General features: G+C 72.1%; 13 protein-coding genes and 1 pseudogene. 12 read left to right on the top strand and 2 right to left on the bottom strand.

Annotated features, from left to right (window positions below; translation table 11 throughout):
* Positions 1–12: 12 nt before the first annotated feature.
* Complete coding sequence (locus O7617_RS01045) at positions 13–741, bottom strand: alpha/beta hydrolase (RefSeq protein ID WP_282260864.1); 729 nt, start codon at positions 739–741, stop codon at positions 13–15.
* Positions 742–820: 79 nt separating this feature from the next.
* Between O7617_RS01045 and O7617_RS01040 the strand changes: the two are divergent.
* From O7617_RS01040 to nusB, 5 genes and pseudogenes are all read left to right on the top strand, one after another.
* Positions 821–1,818: pseudogene (locus O7617_RS01040) on the top strand (YafY family protein).
* Between the two features lie 10 nt (positions 1,819–1,828).
* Entirely contained in the window at positions 1,829–2,908 is a 1,080-nt protein-coding gene (aroB, locus tag O7617_RS01035) for a 3-dehydroquinate synthase (RefSeq protein ID WP_282260862.1), read from the top strand.
* The gene (gene aroQ / locus O7617_RS01030; protein WP_282260861.1) at positions 2,905–3,330 is read left to right on the top strand and encodes a type II 3-dehydroquinate dehydratase; all 426 of its coding nucleotides are present in this window, start codon (positions 2,905–2,907) and stop codon (positions 3,328–3,330) included. The genes aroB and aroQ overlap by 4 nt, the downstream gene beginning before the upstream one ends.
* Before the next feature lie 86 nt (positions 3,331–3,416).
* On the top strand, positions 3,417–3,974 hold the full coding sequence (gene efp, locus O7617_RS01025) for an elongation factor P (RefSeq protein WP_088990319.1): 558 nt from the start codon (positions 3,417–3,419) through the stop codon (positions 3,972–3,974).
* A gap of 23 nt (positions 3,975–3,997) precedes the next feature.
* A complete protein-coding gene (gene nusB / locus O7617_RS01020; protein WP_282264597.1) occupies positions 3,998–4,408 on the top strand; it encodes a transcription antitermination factor NusB in 411 nt (136 codons plus the stop codon).
* 70 nt (positions 4,409–4,478) lie between these two features.
* Here nusB and O7617_RS01015 read toward each other — a convergent pair whose 3' ends face one another.
* Positions 4,479–4,967 (bottom strand): transcriptional regulator, encoded by a 489-nt coding sequence (locus O7617_RS01015; RefSeq protein WP_007458348.1) that lies wholly within the window; start codon positions 4,965–4,967, stop codon positions 4,479–4,481.
* A 289-nt stretch (positions 4,968–5,256) separates the two neighbouring features.
* On the opposite strand from O7617_RS01015, the gene pyrR reads away from it, so the two are divergent.
* The 7 genes from pyrR (at position 5,257) to O7617_RS00980 (ending at position 15,279) form a co-directional block, all read left to right on the top strand.
* Positions 5,257–5,841 (top strand): bifunctional pyr operon transcriptional regulator/uracil phosphoribosyltransferase PyrR, encoded by a 585-nt coding sequence (gene pyrR, locus O7617_RS01010; protein ID WP_282260860.1) that lies wholly within the window; start codon positions 5,257–5,259, stop codon positions 5,839–5,841.
* Complete coding sequence (locus O7617_RS01005; RefSeq protein ID WP_282260859.1) at positions 5,838–6,764, top strand: aspartate carbamoyltransferase catalytic subunit; 927 nt, start codon at positions 5,838–5,840, stop codon at positions 6,762–6,764. Before pyrR ends, O7617_RS01005 begins: the two co-directional genes overlap by 4 nt.
* On the top strand, positions 6,761–8,038 hold the full coding sequence (locus O7617_RS01000) for a dihydroorotase (protein ID WP_282260857.1): 1,278 nt from the start codon (positions 6,761–6,763) through the stop codon (positions 8,036–8,038). Before O7617_RS01005 ends, O7617_RS01000 begins: the two co-directional genes overlap by 4 nt.
* A 58-nt stretch (positions 8,039–8,096) precedes the next feature.
* A complete protein-coding gene (gene carA, locus O7617_RS00995; protein WP_282260855.1) occupies positions 8,097–9,254 on the top strand; it encodes a glutamine-hydrolyzing carbamoyl-phosphate synthase small subunit in 1,158 nt (385 codons plus the stop codon).
* Positions 9,247–12,594: a carbamoyl-phosphate synthase large subunit gene (carB, locus tag O7617_RS00990; protein WP_282260853.1), complete on the top strand. Its 3,348-nt coding sequence runs from the start codon at positions 9,247–9,249 to the stop codon at positions 12,592–12,594. The genes carA and carB overlap by 8 nt, the downstream gene beginning before the upstream one ends.
* Positions 12,591–13,637, top strand: coding sequence for a quinone-dependent dihydroorotate dehydrogenase (locus O7617_RS00985; protein ID WP_282260851.1), 1,047 nt, complete (start codon positions 12,591–12,593; stop codon positions 13,635–13,637). The genes carB and O7617_RS00985 overlap by 4 nt, the downstream gene beginning before the upstream one ends.
* Positions 13,638–14,004: 367 nt before the next feature.
* The gene (locus O7617_RS00980) at positions 14,005–15,279 is read left to right on the top strand and encodes an adenosylmethionine--8-amino-7-oxononanoate transaminase (RefSeq protein WP_282260849.1); all 1,275 of its coding nucleotides are present in this window, start codon (positions 14,005–14,007) and stop codon (positions 15,277–15,279) included.
* Positions 15,280–15,292 lie beyond the last annotated feature (13 nt).

Genomic DNA, 15,292 nt, shown 5'->3' with positions numbered 1-15,292 from the left:
CGGGGGCGGGGCTCAGGTGCGGGCGATCAGGTCGAGGACGTCGGCCAGGGCCTTCGGCTCGCTGAGCATCGGCCAGTGCCCGGTGGGCAGCTCGTGTAGCTGACCGTCGGCCAGGCCGGTGAAGAACGGGTGCTTCTCGTCGATCATCTGCCGGACCACGGCGAGCGGGAAGGTGCTGGCGACCAGCGCGGTCGGCACCTGACGGCCGCCGGTGCGGCGGACCGGGTCGGTGGCCGCGCGCAGCGGCTGCGGGGTGGCCCGGGCGCGCAGCGCCGCCAGCGTGGGCTCGTCCAGACCGGCCAGGTTGGTCGGGTCGGCGGTCGGATCCCAGGCCGGCGGTGGCAGCAGGGCACCGTCGCCGATCGCGGCCCGGAGCCGTTCCTGCTCCTCCGGCGGCACCGTGTCGAACTGCGCGGTGCCGTCCGGCAGCGGCCCGCTCTCCACGTAGACGACCCGGGCGATCCGGTCCGGGACGCGGTCGGCGGCCTGGGCGACCGGCATGCCGCCACCGGAATGCCCGACCAGCACCACGTCGTGCAGGTCCTCGACCTCGATCAGCCGGACGATGTCCGCGGTGTGCGTCTCCAGGCCGACCTCCGGCCCGGCGAGGTGGTCGCGCTCGGCCAACCCGGTCAGGGTCATCGGGTAGACCTCGTGGCCCTGCGCCCGCAGGGTCGCGGTCACCTCCCGCCATGCCCAGGCACCCAACCAGAACCCCGGAACCAGTACGAACGTCGCCATCTGTCGCTCCTTCTCTCGGTTACCGACAGACCGTACGATTGAATGCGGACATAATCCGCCCGGATTGAAGGAGTGGCCCGTGTCACATCCCGCCGGTCGGGTGCTGGCCCTCCTCGAGGTGCTGCAGGCCCGGCACCGCGCGACGGCCGCCGAGCTGGCCGGTTGGCTGGGCGTCGACGAGCGGACCGTGCGCCGCTACGCGGCCACCCTCGTCGAGCTGGGCATTCCCGTCACCGCCGACCGAGGCCGTTACGGCGGCTACCGGCTGCATCCCGGGTTCAAGCTGCCGCCGCTGATGCTCACCGACGACGAGGCGGTGGCCGTGCTGCTCGGCCTGGTCGTCGCCGAACGGGTCGGGCTCGCCACCGAGCAGCCGGCCACCGCCACCGCCCTGGCGAAGATCCGCCGGGTGCTGCCGGCGGCGCTCGCCGACCGGCTCGCCGCCGTACAGGAGCACCTCGGCTTCACCCTGCGTCGCCCGGGCAGGAGCGCGGGCCGGCGTCGGGCACCCTGCTCACCCTGGCCGCGGCGGCCCGGCACCGACAGCGGGTGGCGCTGGACTACCGCTCCTGGCGGGGCGAGCGTTCGCACCGGGAGCTCGACCCGTACGGGCTGGTCTTCCACGCCGGCCGTTGGTATGTCACCGGCCACGACCACCGGCGCGGGGAGGTCCGCGTGTTCCGGCTGGACCGGATCGGCGCCGTCACACCGGGCGAGGCGACGTTCACCGTGCCGGACGGCTTCGAGGCGGTCGCCTGGGTGACCCGGTCCCTCGCCGCTGTGCCGTACCAGCACGAGGTGGAGGTGCTGCTGGAGACCGACCTGGTCGCCGCCCGTCGCCGCATCCCGCCCAGCGTGGCCGAGTTGACCGCCACCACCGACGGGGTGCTGCTGCGGGCGCGGGCGGAGAGCCTGCCCGGGATGGCCGCGCTGCTCTCCGGTCTGGGCTGCCCCTTCACCGTGCGGCAGCCGGACACGCTGCGCGCCGCCGTGGCCGAGCACGCCCGTCGACTGGCGGACTGGGCCGCCCGGCCAGCAGGTGGACAGACACCGTCGCCGCGCCGCCCGCTGGACTAGGCTGCCGGCGATGGACGAGGTGACCCGGATTCCGGTCGGCGGCGAGCGGCCGTACGACGTGTTGGTGGGACGTGACCTGCTGGGCGCGCTGCCCGGCCTGCTGCCCGGGGCGAGTCGGGCGGCGGTGCTGCACACGCCCCCGCTCAAGGCGCTCGCGGACGCGGTCGGCGAGCGGCTGCGCGCCGCCGACGTCGAGCCGCTGCCGATCGAGGTGCCCGACGCCGAGTCGGGCAAGCAGATCGACGTCGCCGCCGCCTGCTGGGACCGGCTCGGGGAGGCCGGGTTCACCCGTACCGACGCGGTGGTCGGGGTGGGCGGCGGCGCGGTGACCGACCTGGCCGGGTTCGTCGCGGCCTGCTGGTTGCGCGGGGTGCGGTGGGTTCCGGTGGCGACCTCGCTGCTGGGCATGGTCGACGCCGCCGTCGGCGGCAAGACCGGCATCAACACGGCCGCCGGCAAGAACCTGGTGGGCGCGTTCCACCCGCCGGTCGGGGTGCTTGCCGACCTGGCCACCCTGGACAGCCTGCCCGCCGTCGACCTGGCGGCCGGGCTCGCCGAGGTGGTCAAGTGCGGGTTCATCGCCGACCCGGCGATCCTCGACCTGGTCGAGCGTGACCCGGCGGCGGCCACCGACGTGCGCGGGCCGGTGACGCGGGAGCTGATCGAGCGGGCGATCCGGGTCAAGGCCGACGTGGTCGCCGGTGACCTGCGTGAGTCGGGCGTGCGGGAGGTGCTCAACTACGGCCACACCCTCGCCCACGCGATCGAGCAGAACGAGGGCTACCGGTGGCGGCACGGCCACGCCGTCGCCGTCGGCCTGGTGTACGCCGCCGCGCTGGCCCGCCTCGCCGGGCGACTGGACGCCCCGACCGCCGACCGGCACCGGGTCACGCTGACCGCGCTCGGCCTGCCGGTGAGCTACCCGGCCGACGCGTGGCCGCGGCTGCTGGCCACCATGCGGGTGGACAAGAAGGCCCGGGGCAGCCGGTTGCGGTTCGTGGTGCTCGACGGGTTGGCCCGCCCGGCGATGTTGGAGGGCCCGGACGACGCGCTGCTGGAGGCCGCCTACCGGGAGGTTTCCCACCCGTGAAGGTCTACGTGCTGAACGGGCCGAACCTGGGTCGGCTGGGCACCCGCGAGCCCGAGGTGTACGGGGCGACCACCTACGCCGATCTGGTCGCGCTCTGCGAGGCCACCGGTCGGGAGTTGGGCCTGGACGTGACGGTCCGGCAGACCGACGCCGAACACGAGCTGCTCGGCTGGCTGCACACGGCAGCCGACGAGGGCGCCGCGGTGGTGCTCAACCCGGCCGCCTGGTCGCACTACTCGTACGCGGTACGGGACGCCTGCGCCATGCTGCGCGGGCCGTTGGTGGAGGTGCACCTCTCCAACATCCACGCCCGCGAGGAGTTCCGGCACCACTCGGTCGTGTCGGCGGTGGCGACCGGGGTGATCTGCGGCCTCGGCATCGACGGCTATCGTCTCGCCCTGCACCATCTGGCCACCCGCTGAGGGGTCGCCGGAAGCGGCGACCAGCCGATTAGACGCAGGCAGTAGACTTCTCTGGTCTGTCCGCCAATTGATGATCAAGGCAGGAAATGGCCTCCACCAACGACCTCAAAAACGGCCTGGTACTCAACCTGGACGGCGAGCTCTGGGCCGTCGTCGAGTTCCAGCACGTCAAGCCCGGTAAGGGTGGTGCCTTCGTGCGCACCACGCTGAAGAACGTGCTGTCCGGGAAGGTGGTCGACAAGACCTTCAACGCGGGCACCAAGGTCGAGACCGCGACCGTCGACAAGCGCACGATGCAATACCTCTACGCCGACGGCGAGGACTTCGTCTTCATGGATCTGGAGACCTTCGACCAGATCACCGTGCCCGGCGGCACCGTCGGCGAGGCAGCCAACTACCTGCTGCCCGAGGCGGAGGCGACCGTCGCCCAGCACGAGGGTGTGCCGCTCTACATCGAGCTGCCCACCAGCGTCGTGTTGGAGGTCACGTACACCGAGCCGGGCCTGCAGGGCGACCGTTCGACCGGTGGCAACAAGCCGGCGACCGTGGAGACCGGCGCCACGGTGCAGGTGCCGCTGTTCATCACCACCGGTGAGAAGATCAAGGTCGACACCCGCGACGGCCGTTACCTCGGCCGCGCCTGATGGCTGAGGGTTCCAAGCAGCAGATGCCGGCGCGCCGCAAGGCGCGCAAGCGGGCGCTGGATGTCCTCTACGAGGCCGATCTACGGGACAAGCCCCCGGTGGAGGTGCTCGCCGGCTACGTGCAGCGGATCGAGCAGCCCCGACCGGAGCACCTCGGTTACGCGGTGAGCCTGGTCGAGGGTGTCGCTGAGCACCTCGACCGGATCGACGAGCTGGTCGCCAGCTACGCCGAGGGTTGGACGCTGGAGCGGATGCCGGTCGTCGACCGGAATCTGGCCCGGATCGCCGTCTACGAGTTGCTCTACGTCGACGAGATCGACGACGCGGTGGCGATCAGCGAGGCCGTGGAACTGGCCCGGCAGATGTCCACCGACGACTCGCCGCGCTTCCTCAACGGGGTTCTCGGCCGGATCGCCGAGTACACCACCCGCTGATCGATCCACGCAGCACCATCGAAAAGGGCCCGTGCCATCCGGCACGGGCCCTTTCGGGTGGATCTACTGCTCAGGAGGCGAAGAACGCCCGGGGGTCGGCCACCAGCACACCGTGCTCGGTGAGCCGCTCGATCAGGCCCGACGGTGAGGCGTCGTACACGATCGCGAGGGCCCGGAGGTCGTCGGCGCGGATGGAGAGCACCCGGCCGTTGTAGTCACCACGCTGCTGCTGGATGGCGCGGGCGTAGCGCGCGACGTAGGCCAGGTCCTCGGAGGCCTCGTCGTAGAGCCGCTCCAGGTCCAGGACGATCTTGCTGGTGGGCTCGTGTCGGACGCCACTGCCGTCAGGCAGCAACTCCGAGACGGGAACACGGTAGAACTCGGCCAGCTCGGCCAGACGGGACACCGTCACGGCCCGGTCGCCGCGCTCGTACGAGCCGACCACCACGGCCTTCCACCGCCCGTTCGACTTCTCCTCCACACCCTGCAGGGAGAGACCCTGCTGCTGGCGGATGGAGCGCAGGCGGGCGCCCAGCGACTTGGCGTATTCAGAGGGCATTCGGACACTCCCAGTGCTGCTCGGGGTTCTCCCGTCGATCGCTACGGAGCGTGACGGTACGGGGAATGCGACACCTGGTCAAGTGGTCGTGACCCTACCGTTGGGGAGCGTCCGGGAAGTTATCGCCTTTTCGTGGTCCTGATCAGGTGGTCAGCGGCCGCCGTCCATCGGCCCGGTGACCACTGGTAACGTGGCGTGAAGCCCCGGCCCGGGTCCGCTCGTCGGTCCGGCCGGAGGTGCCCGACATCCTTTAACGACCCGTCCCGTGAGGCGGGGAAGGAGGTCCGCCGTGGCGTCCCCACCGGCTGCCCGCTCGTCACCACCGCGACAACCCTCGGTGAAGGTGATCCTCGCCAGCGCCGACGTGCAACGCGTGGTCGACCGCATCGCCCACCAGATTCTGGAGAAGACCCAGGGTGCCGCCGACACGGTGCTTCTTGGGATTCCCACCAGAGGTACCCCCCTGGCTCGGCGACTCGCCGACCGGATCACCACCTTCGAGGACGTCGCCGTTCCCGTCGGTGTGCTCGACATCACCCTCTACCGCGACGACCTGCGTCGGCACGCCACCCGCGCGGTCGGCCCGACCGAGTTGCCGTCCGGCGGCATCGACGGCAAGCGGGTCATCCTCGTCGACGACGTGCTGTTCTCCGGGCGCACCGTCCGGGCCGCGCTCGACGCGCTCAACGACGTCGGCCGCCCGGCCTCGGTGCAGCTCGCCGTGCTGGTCGACCGGGGCCACCGGGAGTTGCCGATCCGCGCCGACTACGTCGGCAAGAACATCCCGACCTCCCTCGCCGAGAGCGTGAAGGTGACCCTCGCCGAGACCGACGGCCTCGACGAGGTCAAGCTCTACGGGGGACCCACCTCATGATCAAGCATCTGCTCTCCGGCGGGGACCTGGACGCCGCCACCGCCACCGAGATCCTGGACACCGCCGCCGAGATGGCCACCGTCGCCGGCCGGGAGATCAAGAAACTGCCCGCGCTGCGCGGCCGGACCGTGGTGAACCTGTTCTACGAGGACTCCACCCGTACCCGGATCTCCTTCGAGGCGGCGGCGAAGCGACTCAGCGCCGACGTGATCAACTTTTCGGCGAAGGGGTCCAGCGTCGCCAAGGGCGAGAGCCTGAAGGACACCGCGTTGACCCTCCAGGCCATGGGCGCCGACGCCGTCGTCGTCCGGCACCCCGCCTCCGGCGCCCCGCACCGGCTGGCCAACTGGGTCGACGGGTCGGTCGTCAACGCCGGCGACGGCACCCACGAGCACCCCACCCAGGCGCTGCTGGACGCGTACACGATGCGGTCCCGGCTGGGCCGACTGGCCGGCCTGTCGGTCGCGGTGGTCGGCGACGTCCTGCACTCCCGGGTCGCCCGCTCCAACGTGCTGCTGCTCTCCACCCTCGGCGCCAAGATCACCCTGGTCGGCCCGCCGACCCTGATCCCGGTCGACATCGCCGGAGCCCTCGCCCCCGGCACCGACGTCTCCTACGACCTCGACTGCGTGCTGCCCGACGTGGACGTGGTGATGATGCTGCGGGTGCAGCGGGAACGCATGAAGGACTCCTACTTCCCCTCCGCACGCGAGTACGCCCGCCGCTACGGGCTGGACGGCCCCCGGATGCGCCGCCTGCCGGAGCACGCGATCGTCATGCACCCCGGCCCGATGAACCGGGGCATGGAGATCACCCCCGAGGTCGCCGACTCACCCCGCTCCACGATCGTCGAACAGGTCACCAACGGGGTCTCCGTGCGGATGGCTGTCCTTTACCTGCTGCTCGGAGGGAACAACCGGTGAGCGCGTACCTGATCACCAACGTGAGTGTCGTCGGTGGCCCGCCGACCGACCTGCTGATCCGCGACGGCGTGGTCGCCGAGATCGCCGACGGGCTGTCCGCGCCGGACGCCACGGTCGTCGACGGCACCGGGCTGGTCGCCCTGCCCGGCCTCGTCGACCTGCACACCCACCTGCGCGAGCCCGGCCGGGAGGACGCCGAGACCGTCGAGTCCGGTTCCCGGGCGGCGGCACTGGGCGGCTACACGGCGGTCTGCGCCATGGCCAACACCTCCCCGGTCGCGGACACCGCCGGGGTGGTCGAGCAGGTCTGGCGGCTCGGCCGCGAGGCCGGTCTGGTCGACGTGCAGCCGATCGGCGCGGTCACCGTCGGGCTGGCCGGCGAGCGCCTGGCCGAGCTGGGCGCGATGGCCGACTCCGCGGCCCGCGTGCGGATCTTCTCCGACGACGGGCACTGCGTCGCCGACCCGTTGCTGATGCGCCGGGCCCTGGAGTACGTCAAGGCGTTCGACGGGATCATCGCCCAGCACGCCGAGGAGCCCCGTCTCACCGAGGGCGCCCAGATGCACGAGGGTGAGGTCTCCACCCGGCTCGGGCTGATCGGCTGGCCGGCGGTCGCCGAGGAGGCGATCATCGCCCGGGACGTGCTGCTCGCCGAACACGTCGGCAGCCGCCTGCACGTCTGCCACGTCTCCACCGCCGGCAGCGTCGAGGTGCTGCGTCAGGCGAAGGCCCGTGGGGTACGCGTCACCGCCGAGGTCACCCCGCACCACCTGCTGCTCACCGACGAGCGTGCGGAGACCTACGACCCGGTCTTCAAGGTCAACCCGCCGCTGCGGACGGCCGCGGACATCGCCGCGTTGCGCGCCGCGCTCGCCGACGGGGTGATCGACATCATCGCCACCGACCACGCCCCGCACGCCGTGGAGGACAAGGAGTGCGAGTGGGCGTACGCCCGGCCGGGGATGCTCGGCCTGGAGACGGCCCTGTCCATCGCGCTCGACGTGCTCGGCCCCGAGTGGGACCTGATCGCCGAGCGGATGTCGCGTACCCCCGCCCGGATCGCGGGGCTGACCGGGCACGGCGTCGACCCGGCACCCGGTGTGCCGGCCAACCTGACAGTCGTCGATCCGGCCGCCCGCCGCACCATCGAACCGGCGGAGTCGGCCAGTCGCAGTCGCAACACCCCGTACGCCCGCATGACGCTGCCGGGTCGCATCGTGGCGACCTTCCTGCGTGGCGAGCCGACGGTCCTGGACGGAAAGGCAGTCAAGTGAGCGCGAGGAATGCAGCGCGGCGGAGTCCCGCAGTCGCGAACGAAAGGCGGGCACGGTAATGGTCAAGCGCAGGCCCGCGATCCTCGTCCTCGAGGACGGGCGCACGTTCCCCGGTGAGGCGTACGGCAGCGTCGGGGAGACCTTCGGCGAGGCGGTCTTCACCACCGGCATGACCGGTTACCAGGAGACGCTCACCGACCCGTCGTACCACCGGCAGGTGGTGGTGCAGACCGCACCGCACATCGGCAACACCGGCGTCAACGGCGAGGACGACGAGTCCGGCCGGATCTGGGTGGCCGGCTACGTCGTCCGCGACCCGGCCCGGATCGGCTCGAACTGGCGGGCCACCGGCGGTCTCGAGGACCGCCTCGCCACCGAGGGTGTGGTGGGCATCAGCGGGGTGGACACCCGTGCGCTGACCCGGCACCTGCGTGAGCGGGGCGCGATGCGGGTCGGCATCTCCAGCGTCGAGAAGGACCCGCAGAGCCTGCTGGCCCGGGTCCGGCAGTCACCGCAGATGGTCGGCGCGGACCTGTCCGCCGAGGTGAGCACCCCCGAGCCGTACGTCGTCGACGCGATCGGCGAGCACCGGTTCACGGTGGCCGCGCTCGACCTGGGCATCAAGCGCAACGTGCCGCGTCGGCTCGCCGCACGCGGGGTGACCACCCACGTGCTGCCGGCGTCGTCGAGCATCGAGGAACTGCTCGCCACCGGCGCTGACGCGATCTTCCTGTCGCCCGGTCCGGGCGACCCGGCCACGGCCGACGGCCCGGTGGCGGTGGCCCGGGAGGCGCTGCGGCGGGAGGTGCCGCTGTTCGGCATCTGCTTCGGCAGTCAGATCCTCGGCCGGGCGCTCGGGTTCGGCACCTACAAGCTGGGCTACGGCCACCGGGGGATCAACCAGCCGGTGCTCGACCGGGCCACCGGCAAGGTCGAGGTGACCAGCCACAACCACGGCTTCGCGGTCGAGGTGCCGGGCACCGGCGCGGTGGTCCCCGACCAGGTGATCGACACCGACTTCGGTGGCGTGCGGGTGTCGCACGTCTGCCTCAACGACAACGTGGTCGAGGGGCTGCGGGCCGTGGACGTACCCGCGTTCACGGTCCAGTACCACCCGGAGGCGGCGGCCGGCCCGCACGACGCCGACTACCTCTTCGACCGTTTCGCCGAGCTGATCGAGGGCCGGCAGCACAGCAAGGGGCGCAGCAATGCCTAAGCGGACCGATCTCAAGCACATCCTGGTGATCGGCTCCGGGCCGATCGTCATCGGGCAGGCCTGCGAGTTCGACTACTCCGGCACCCAGGCGTGCCGGGTGTTGCGCAGTGAGGGGATCCGGGTCAGCCTGGTCAACTCCAACCCGGCCACCATCATGACGGACCCGGAGTTCGCCGACGCGACCTACGTCGAGCCGATCACCCCGGAGTTCGTGGAGCTGGTCATCGCCAAGGAGCGCCCGGACGCGATCCTGGCGACCCTCGGCGGGCAGACCGCGCTGAACACTGCCGTCGCCCTGCACGAGAACGGCGTCCTGGAGAAGTACGGCGTGGAGCTGATCGGCGCGAACATCGACGCCATCAACCGCGGCGAGGACCGGCAGCTGTTCAAGGAGATCGTGGCGAAGGCCGGCGTACGCCTGGGTGTCGAGGACCCGAGCGGGCTGGTGCCCCGCTCCCGGGTCTGCCACTCGATGGAGGAGGTCGAGCAGACGGTCGCCGAGCTGGGCCTGCCGGTGGTGATCCGGCCGTCGTTCACCATGGGTGGCCTGGGTTCCGGCATGGCGCACACCCCGGAGGACCTGGCCCGCATCGCCGGCGACGGCCTCGCCGCCAGCCCGGTGCACGAGGTGCTCATCGAGGAGAGCGTGCTCGGGTGGAAGGAGTACGAGCTCGAACTGATGCGCGACCGCCACGACAACGTGGTGGTGGTCTGCTCGATCGAGAACGTCGACCCGATGGGCGTGCACACCGGCGACAGCGTCACCGTGGCACCGGCCATGACGCTCACCGACCGGGAGTACCAGCGCCTGCGTGACCTGGGCATCGCCGTGCTCCGTGAGGTCGGGGTGGACACCGGCGGCTGCAACATCCAGTTCGCGGTGAACCCGGTCGACGGCCGGATCGTCGTGATCGAGATGAACCCGCGGGTGTCGCGTTCCTCGGCGCTGGCCTCCAAGGCGACCGGCTTCCCGATCGCGAAGATCGCCGCGAAGCTGGCCATCGGCTACACCCTCGACGAGATCCCCAACGACATCACCCTGAAGACCCCGGCGGCCTTCGAGCCGACCCTGGACTACGTGGTGGTGAAGATCCCCCGGTTCGCGTTCGAGAAGTTCCCCGGCGCGGACCCGGAGCTGACCACCACGATGAAGTCGGTGGGCGAGGCGATGAGCCTCGGGCGCAACTTCACCGAGGCGCTGAACAAGGCGATGCGCTCGCTGGAGACGAAGTCCGGCGGTTTCTGGACCACTCCGGACCCGGCGGGCGTCACCCTCGCCGACACTCTCGCCGCGCTGCGGATCCCGCACGACGGGCGGCTGTACACGGTGGAGCGGGCGCTGCGCCTCGGCGCGTCGATCGCCGAGGTCGCCGAGGCGTCCGGCGGTATCGACCCGTGGTTCCTGGACCAGATCGCCGCGTTGATCGAGCTGCGCGCGGAGATCGTGGACGCGCCGGTGCTCGACGCCGACCTGCTGCGCCAGGCCAAGCGGGCTGGCCTGTCCGACCGGCAACTCGCCGCGCTGCGCCCGGAGTTGGCCGCCGAGGACGGCGTACGGACCCTGCGGCACCGTCTCGACGTACGTCCGGTCTACAAGACGGTGGACACCTGCGCGGCCGAGTTCGAGGCGACCACGCCGTACCACTACTCGACGTACGACCTGGAGACCGAGGTCGTGCCGTCGGACCGGCCGAAGGTGCTGATCCTGGGCTCCGGCCCGAACCGGATCGGCCAGGGCATCGAGTTCGACTACTCCTGCGTGCACGCGGTCCAGGCGTTGCGGGGCGCGGGCTACGAGACGGTCATGGTCAACTGCAACCCGGAGACCGTCTCCACCGACTACGACACCGCCGACCGGCTCTACTTCGAGCCGTTGACCTTCGAGGACGTCCTGGAGGTCTGGCACGCCGAGGACTCGTCCGGCCGGGCGGCCGGCGGGCCGGGCGTGGTCGGTGTGGTCGTGCAGCTCGGCGGTCAGACCCCGCTGGGGCTGGCGCAGCGGCTCAAGAACGCGGGCGTGCCGATCGTCGGCACCTCCCCGGAGTCGATCCACCTGGCCGAGGAGCGGGGCGCGTTCGGCGCGGTGCTGGCCCGGTCCGGGCTGCGCGCGCCGGCGCACGGCATGGCCACCTCCTACGACGAGGCCAAGACGATCGCCGACGAGATCGGCTACCCGGTGCTGGTCCGGCCGTCGTACGTGCTGGGCGGCCGGGGCATGGAGATCGTCTACGACGACCCGACGCTGCGCGACTACATCGGGCGGGCCACCGACATCTCCCCGGATCACCCGGTGCTGGTGGACCGGTTCCTCGACGACGCCATCGAGATCGACGTGGACGCGCTCTGCGACGCCGACGGCGAGGTCTACATCGGTGGCGTGATGGAGCACATCGAGGAGGCCGGCATCCACTCCGGTGACTCGTCCTGCGCGTTGCCGCCGATCACCCTGGCGGGCTCGCACCTGGCGGAGGTCCGCCGCTACACCGAGGCCATCGCGCGTGGCGTCGGCGTCCGTGGCCTGCTCAACGTGCAGTACGCGCTGAAGGACGACGTGCTCTACGTCCTGGAGGCCAACCCGCGGGCGTCGCGGACCGTGCCGTTCGTCTCCAAGGCGACGGCGGTGCCGCTGGCCAAGGCGGCGGCCCGGATCGCGCTCGGTGCGAGCATCGCCGGGCTGCGCGCCGAGGGCCTGCTGCCGGCCACCGGTGACGGGGGCACGATGCCCGCCGACGCGCCGGTCGCGGTCAAGGAGGCCGTACTGCCGTTCAAGCGCTTCCGGACCCGCTCCGGCAAGGGCATCGACTCGCTGCTCGGCCCGGAGATGAAGTCGACCGGCGAGGTGATGGGCATCGACACCAACTTCGGGCACGCGTTCGCCAAGAGCCAGTCGGCCGCGTACGGCTCCCTGCCGACCGGCGGGAAGATCTTCGTGTCGGTGGCCAACCGGGACAAGCGCGGCATGATCTTCCCGATCAAGCGGCTGGCCGACCTGGGCTTCGAGATCGTCGCCACCGCCGGCACGGCCGAGGTGCTGCGTCGGCACGGCATCGCCTGTGAGCAGATCCGCAAGCACTACCAGGCGGGTGAGGGCGACGACGCGGTGTCGCTGATCGGCGGCGGCCACGTGGCGCTGGTGATCAACACGCCGCAGGGCTCGGGGGCCAGCGCCCGCTCCGACGGGTACGAGATCCGCAGCGCGGCCGTCACCGCTGACATCCCCTGCATCACCACGGTCCCCGGGGCCGCGGCGGCCGTCATGGGGATCGAGGCGCGGATCCGGGGCGACATGCGGGTCCGTCCCCTGCAGGACCTGCACGCCACCCTGCGGGCGGCCCAGTGACGGTGTTCGAGCGGGTCGTACGACCTGGGTTGTTCCGGATCGGCGGCGGGGACGCCGAGGCGGCGCACGAGTGGACGCTGCGGCGGTTGGCCGCCCTGTCGCGGCGTCCGGCCGCCCTGGCCGCGCTGCGGGCCCGGTACGCGGTCGCCGCGCCGCGCACGGTGTTCGGGGTGCGGTTCCCCAACCCGGTCGGCCTGGCCGCCGGCATGGACAAGGACGGCGCGGCGTTGCCGGCGTGGCCGGCGCTCGGCTTCGGCTTCGTCGAGGTCGGCACGGTCACCGCGCACGCCCAGCCGGGCAACCCACGGCCACGGCTTTTCCGCCTGCCGGCCAGCGAGGCGGTGGTCAACCGGATGGGCTTCAACAACGCCGGTGCCGCCGCGTTGGCCGTCCGGCTGGCGGCGCTGCCGCGCCCCCTCGGGGTCCCGCTGGGCATCTCGCTCGGCAAGTCCAAGGTGACCCCGTTGGACGAGGCGGTCGAGGACTATCTCACCTCGTACCGGGCGCTGCGCGGGCACGGTGACTACTTCGCGGTCAACGTGTCCTCACCGAACACCCCGGGCCTGCGCGCGTTGCAGGACCGCGCCCACCTGGACGCGCTGCTCGGCGCCTTGGTGGGGGAGAAGCCGGTGCTGGTCAAGATCGCGCCTGATCTGACCGAGGCGGCGATCGCCGAACTGCTGGAGGTCTGCCTCGCCCGGGGCGCCGCCGGGGTGATCGCCACCAACACGACGCTGTCCCGCGACGGGCTCGCGGCGGTGGACGCCGACCGTGGCGAGCAGGCCGGCGGCCTGTCCGGTCGACCGTTGACCGGCCGGGCCCGGGACGTGGTGGCCTTCGTGCATCGCGAGACCGGTGGTCGGCTGCCTGTCATCGGGGTCGGTGGGGTGCTCGATCCGGACGACGCCACCCGGATGTTCGACGCCGGAGCCTCCCTGGTGCAGCTCTACACGGGCTTCATCTACCGGGGCCCGGCCCTGGTCCGGGCCGCCGCCCGGGCGAGCGCCACGGCGGTGACACCGGATCCGGTCGCCGGCCGGTGACCGTCCGACGACCCGGTGCCGGCCCGGCCCGATCTGGAGCCGGGCCGACCCCGGGTCGGCGTCGCGCCGGGGTACCCGACCCCGCTGTCGGCCCTTTGCTCTGCACCTGCGGGTGCACCACCCGGCGTCCGCCACCAGCCGTCCGAGAACGCCCCGGCCGAGGTCGTGCCGTCCGGAGCGCGTCGTCCGGGGCTGCGTCGCCGAGGTCGCGCCGTCCGGGATCGCGCGGACCGGGATCGCGCCGTCCGGGATCGCGCCGTGCGGCGTGTCGCATCGGTGGGTGCAGAGCAAAGGCCGCGAAGGAGTGGCTCGACCGGGCCGCGCGGCGTCCGCCGTGCGGCCCCTTCGCGCCCCGAGAGGAGTACACGTGACCCCCGAGGAGATCCTGGCCGCCGACCGGGCCCACGTCTGGCATCCGTACGCGGCACTGCCACCGGCGAACCCGCCGTACGTGGTGCGCAGCGCCGAAGGCGTCCGGCTGCGGCTGGCCGACGGCCGTGAGTTGGTGGACGGGATGTCGTCCTGGTGGGCGGCGATCCACGGGTACCGACACCCGGTGCTGGACGCGGCCGTCACCGACCAGCTCGGTCGGATGAGCCACGTGATGTTCGGCGGGCTCACCCACGAGCCCGCCGTGCACCTCGCCCGCACCCTGGTCGAGCTGACCCCGGAGGGCTTGGAGCACGTGTTCCTGGCCGACTCCGGGTCGGTCAGCGTCGAGGTGGCGGTGAAGATGTGCCTGCAGTACCAGCGGGCCCTCGGGCGGCCGCAGCGGCGTCGGTTGGCGACCTGGCGGGGCGGCTACCACGGTGACACCTTCCACCCGATGAGCGTCTGCGACCCGGAGGGCGGGATGCACCACCTGTGGGGCGACGTGCTGCCCCGACAGGTGTTCGCCCCGGTGCCGCCGGGCGGTTTCGACGACCCGCCCGACGACGCGTACGTGGCGGCGTTGGAGCAGACCGTCGCGCGGTACGCCGACGAACTGGCCGCCGTGATCGTCGAGCCGGTCGTCCAGGGCGCCGGCGGGATGCGCTTCCACCACCCGGGTTACCTCCGGGTGCTGCGCGAGGTGACCCGCGCCCACGGAGTGCTGCTGATCTTCGACGAGATCGCCACCGGGTTCGGCCGTACCGGTGCGATGTTCGCCGCCGAGCACGCCGGGGTGACCCCGGACGTGCTGTGCGTGGGTAAGGCGCTCACCGGTGGCTACCTGACGCTCGCGGCGACGCTCTGCACCCCGGAGATCGCCCGGGGCATCTCCGCCGCCGGTGTGCTGGCGCACGGACCCACCTTCATGGGCAACCCGCTGGCCTGTGCGGTGGCCAACGCCTCCATCGGCCTGTTGCGGGCCGGGGACTGGAAGGGGCAGGTCGCCAGGGTCGGCGCCGGCCTACGTGCCGGCCTGGAGCCGCTGCGCGGTACGCCGGGCGTCGCCGACGTGCGGGTGCTGGGCGCGATCGGGGTGGTCCAGCTCGACCACGAGGTCGACCTCGGGGCGGCCACCGCCGCCGCGGCCGAGCAGGGGGTGTGGCTGCGCCCGTTCCGCGACCTGGTCTACACGATGCCGCCGTACGTCACCGACGACGCCGACCTGGCCCGGATCGCTGCCGGCGTGGCGGCGGCCGTGGCCGCCGGCTGACCACACGGATACC

The organism is Micromonospora sp. WMMD1155 (assembly GCF_029581275.1).
Taxonomy (GTDB): Bacteria; Actinomycetota; Actinomycetes; order Mycobacteriales; family Micromonosporaceae; genus Micromonospora.
This window is presented reverse-complemented; position numbering and strand designations above follow the sequence as displayed.